3 protein-coding genes and 1 pseudogene are annotated in these 3805 nt (G+C 71.2%); 3 read left to right on the top strand and 1 reads right to left on the bottom strand.

Annotation, left to right across the window (positions count from 1 at the left end):
• Both P1P70_RS41890 and P1P70_RS41885 read left to right on the top strand, forming a co-directional pair.
• Positions 1-503 (top strand): annotated as a pseudogene (locus P1P70_RS41890) (hypothetical protein); the annotation flags it as partial.
• A 125-nt stretch (positions 504-628) separates the two neighbouring features.
• Entirely contained in the window at positions 629-1621 is a 993-nt protein-coding gene (locus P1P70_RS41885) for a helix-turn-helix domain-containing protein (RefSeq protein WP_319247333.1), read from the top strand.
• Between the two features lie 30 nt (positions 1622-1651).
• Here the strand turns inward: P1P70_RS41885 and P1P70_RS41880 are convergent, their stop codons facing one another.
• The gene (locus P1P70_RS41880; RefSeq protein WP_319247332.1) at positions 1652-2326 is read right to left on the bottom strand and encodes a hydrolase; all 675 of its coding nucleotides are present in this window, start codon (positions 2324-2326) and stop codon (positions 1652-1654) included.
• A gap of 375 nt (positions 2327-2701) precedes the next feature.
• Between P1P70_RS41880 and P1P70_RS41875 the strand changes: the two genes are divergently transcribed.
• A complete protein-coding gene (locus P1P70_RS41875) occupies positions 2702-3673 on the top strand; it encodes an alpha/beta hydrolase (RefSeq protein ID WP_319247330.1) in 972 nt (323 codons plus the stop codon).
• The last annotated feature ends 132 nt before the right edge of the window (positions 3674-3805 follow it).

Below are 3805 nucleotides of genomic sequence, written 5' to 3'. Positions count from 1 at the left end.
CCTATGTTCCCGCCGTCCCCCTCACACCCCAGGCGCACCGCACACCCCTCACATCCCTCGCCGCCGAGCTACGACAGGCCCCGCGCGTACTCGACGCGTTCGTCGCGCCCGGTGGCACACCCGACCTCCGTGCCGTCCTCACCCGCTCCTACCGTCGTCTTCCGGCGGAGCACGCCCGGCTGTTCCGTCTGCTGTCGCCGCACCCGGGCCCTGACCTGGACGCCGAGACGGCAGCGGCCCTGGCCGGGCTCCCGGTCCGTCGCGCCCGGCAGGTGCTCGACGGCCTGGCCGACGCGCACCTCGTCAGGGAACACACGCCCGGCCGCTACACCCAGCACGAGCTGCTGCGCGCGCTCGCCGCCGAGCTGGCCGGGACGTACGACGCGCACGAGACCCACCGCACCGCCCACCCCACCGCCGACCGCACCGCCGACCGCACCGGCGACCGCACAACCCGCCGCTCGGTCGTCCACGGAGACCCGTCAGAAGCCCCCTCCAACTAGCCGCGTGGCGTAGCCGCGTGTCGACGGCCGTCACTCGACGGTCACTCTTTTTTCACATCTCCCTTCCTAGGCTCCGGGTGCAGTGACTGAACGGTGTGCTCGAACGGCCTTGGAGGTAGGGACAGATGACGAGGTCCGACATCGGCACCATCGCCCCGGCGGGTCTCCGCATCACCGTCCTCGGCGGGAACGCCGCCGAATTACCCGGGAAGGGACGGTCACCCGGAGCCGGGGCGTACCGGCTGACCGCGCGGGTCGGGGGCGCGTACCTGTTCGTGGGACTGCACGGCCCCCGCGTTCCGTCGGCCGCCCCGGTCCCGGATCTTTCGCTCCAGCCGGGTGACATCTGCTTCTACGACGCGAACCACCCGCCGTCACTGGACTTCCCCGACCACTGCCGCCTCACGGTCTTCCTGGTCGCGCGCGAGGAACTCGGGCTGGAGGACGGCTACGACGACCTGCGGCGTGTCGTCTCGCACCCGGTCGCCCGGTCCTCCCGACTGGGCACCCTGCTGTCGCCGTTCCTGTCCGAACTGGCCGACACGGCGGTCCCGGCGATCCCGGCGGTCCCCGCGATCCCGGCGATCTCCGCGATCCCGGCGATCTCCGCGATCCCGGCGGAGCCCCCGGTCGGCGAGATGCTCGCCCGGAACGCCGTGAACCTGTTGGCCACGCTCGCGGCGGAGCAGCTGGGGCGGACCCGGACCGGTACACCGGGCGCCGACCCGACGAACGCACCGGCCGACCGTTCGCCCCTGATGGCACGGATCCTGGAGTTCATCGACGAGCACCTGGCCGACGCGGACCTGTCGCCCGAGGTGATCGCGGGAGCCCACCACATCTCGGTGCGTTATCTGCACAGGCTCTTCCAGGACGAGGGGACGTCCGTGGGGCGCTGGGTCCAGCGCCGCCGACTGGAGGAGTGCCGGCGCGACCTCGTGCTCGGTGTCCGCAACCGCCGGACCATCGCCGCGGTCGCCGGCCGCTGGGGCTTCCTCAGCGCGACCCACTTCAGCCGGGTCTTCCGGGCGGCGTACGGCATGTCACCGAGCGAGTGGCGGGACTCGGCGCGGCAGGCCCCGACAGACGGCCGGGGCACACGTCTCCGCAACCACTAGCCCGCCCGCGCAGGCGGCGCCGGCCGTCCCTCAGCCCGCCGCGTGCTCCCCGATGACGGCCTGGGCGTAGACGATCCCGAGGCCGTAGGCGCCCCCGTGTTCCTTGACGACCTCGATGGTGGGTCCGTACGTCTCCGTACGCGCCCAGTCGCGCTGGAACTCCAGGAGCACCTGCACCCAGGTGACCGGTACGGCGCCGGCCTGGATCAACCGCTGCACGGCGTGCTCGTGGGCCTGCGGGCTGACACCGCCGGACGCGTCGGTGACGACGTAGACCTCGTAGCCCTGGGCCAGCGCGGACAGGGCGGGCAGCACGACGCACACCTCGGTCCACAGGCCGGCGATGACGAGCTTCCGGCGGCCCGTCGCCTTCACCGCCTCGACGAAGGCGACGTCCTCCCAGGCGTTCATCGTCGTACGGTCGATGGTCTTCCGGTCGGGGAAGACGTCCGCGAGCTGCGGCAGGAGCGGACCGGAGAAGGACTCGGCGGCCACCGTGCTGAGCACCACCGGCACGTCGAAGACCTTGGCGGCCTTGGCCAGCCCGACGGTCGCGTTGATGATCGCGGTGCGGTCTCCACTGCCGGTGCCGAAGAACATCTGCGGCTGGTGGTCCACGAACAGGACCGCGCAGTTGTCGGGGGTGAGCAGGTCGGGGCCGGGGGTGGCGGTGACGGCGTCGATGTCGATGTCGATGTCGACCATGGGCATGCCTTTCGGAGGGGGTGTGCGCCGACGCTGATCGCCGGCGATGCCGGAAAGCTAGGCGGGCCGGACGTCTCCCCCTGGTCCGGTGGCGCATCGCGTTCGTCCTCACAGCGCACGGGGTACCGACGCCGCCCATGTCGTGCGCTCCCGGACCGATTCCGGTGCGCTGGCGGGCAATTCCCCAGCCGGCTCCGGACCTAGCGTGCTGGCCGAGGCGCCGCCGCGCGACCCACCCACCGAACCGAGCGAGCCACCGAACCGCGCGAGCCATCGGTCCGCGGGCCGCCGCGCGCGCCGCCGAACCGAGCGCGACCCGGACAACACCTCGAACCGCGTGCGCCGCACGACATCACGACCCCTCGGGAGAACCACATGTCCGACACCTCCGAACCGATCCGCCCGGTCCTGGAACCGGCCGCCGCCGCCTTCGCCGAGGCCACCGCCAACCCGCCCTTCCTCTTCGAACTGCCGCCCGCAGAAGGCCGTAAGGCGGTCGACGAGGTGCAGTCCGGCGAGATCGCGAAGCCGGACATCGACGAGGAGTGGATCACCGTCTCCGGCGGCCCGACCGGCAGTGTCCGGGCGCGGATCGTCCGGCCGGCCGGGGCCGAGGGCGTCCTGCCCGTGATCCTCTACATCCACGGCGCGGGCTGGGTGTTCGGCAACGCCCACACCCACGACCGGCTGGTCCGTGAGCTGGCCGTGGGCGCGCGGGCCGCCGTGGTCTTCCCCGAGTACGACCTCTCCCCCGAGGCCCGCTACCCGGTCGCCGTCGAGCAGAACTACGCGGTCGCGAAGTGGGTCGTCGAGCAGGGCGCGTCCAAGGACCTGGACGGCACGCGGCTGGCAGTGGCCGGCGACTCGGTCGGCGGCAACATGACCGCCGCGCTGACCCTGATGGCCAAGCAGCGCGGTGATGTCCCGCTGGTGCAGCAGGTGCTGTTCTACCCGGTGACGGACGCGAGCTTCGACACCGGCTCCTACCACCAGTTCGCCACGGGGTACTTCCTGCGCCGCGACGGCATGCAGTGGTTCTGGGACCAGTACACGACCGACGAGGCCGAGCGGGCCCACATCACCGCGTCCCCGCTGCGCGCGAGCCTCGACCAGCTCAAGGACCTGCCTCCGACCCTCGTGATCACCGGTGAGGCCGACGTCCTGCGCGACGAGGGCGAGGCGTACGCGAACAAGCTCCGCGAGGCCGGTGTGGCGGTGACCGCCGTGCGCTTCCAGGGCGTCATCCACGACTTCGTCATGCTGAACGCCCTGCGCGGGACCCACGCCGCCGAGGCCGCGATCACCCTGGCCACGACCACCCTGCGCACCGCCCTGCACGGCAACTAGCCACACAGGCCAACAAGCCCAGGGACCTTCAGGTCCGCAGACCCAGACCTGTCTCTTATAACCATTTCCGAGCCCATGAGACAGGTAAAAATCTCGTATGCCTCTTTCTGGTTGAACAAAAAAAAAAAAATC

The organism is Streptomyces sp. MB09-02B (assembly GCF_033794485.1).
Taxonomy (GTDB): Bacteria; Actinomycetota; Actinomycetes; order Streptomycetales; family Streptomycetaceae; genus Streptomyces.
The sequence above is the reverse complement of the archived record's forward strand: the minus strand, read 5'-3'. Positions and strand labels throughout refer to the sequence as shown.

What these genes read in the sequence shown, in the direction of transcription:
- P1P70_RS41885 (WP_319247333.1), top strand. Translation starts at nt 629, where the DNA reads ATGACGAGGTCCGACATCGGCACCATCGCCCCGGCGGGTCTCCGCATC.
- P1P70_RS41880 (WP_319247332.1), bottom strand. Translation starts at nt 2,326, where the DNA reads ATGGTCGACATCGACATCGACATCGACGCCGTCACCGCCACCCCCGGC.
- P1P70_RS41875 (WP_319247330.1), top strand. Translation starts at nt 2,702, where the DNA reads ATGTCCGACACCTCCGAACCGATCCGCCCGGTCCTGGAACCGGCCGCC.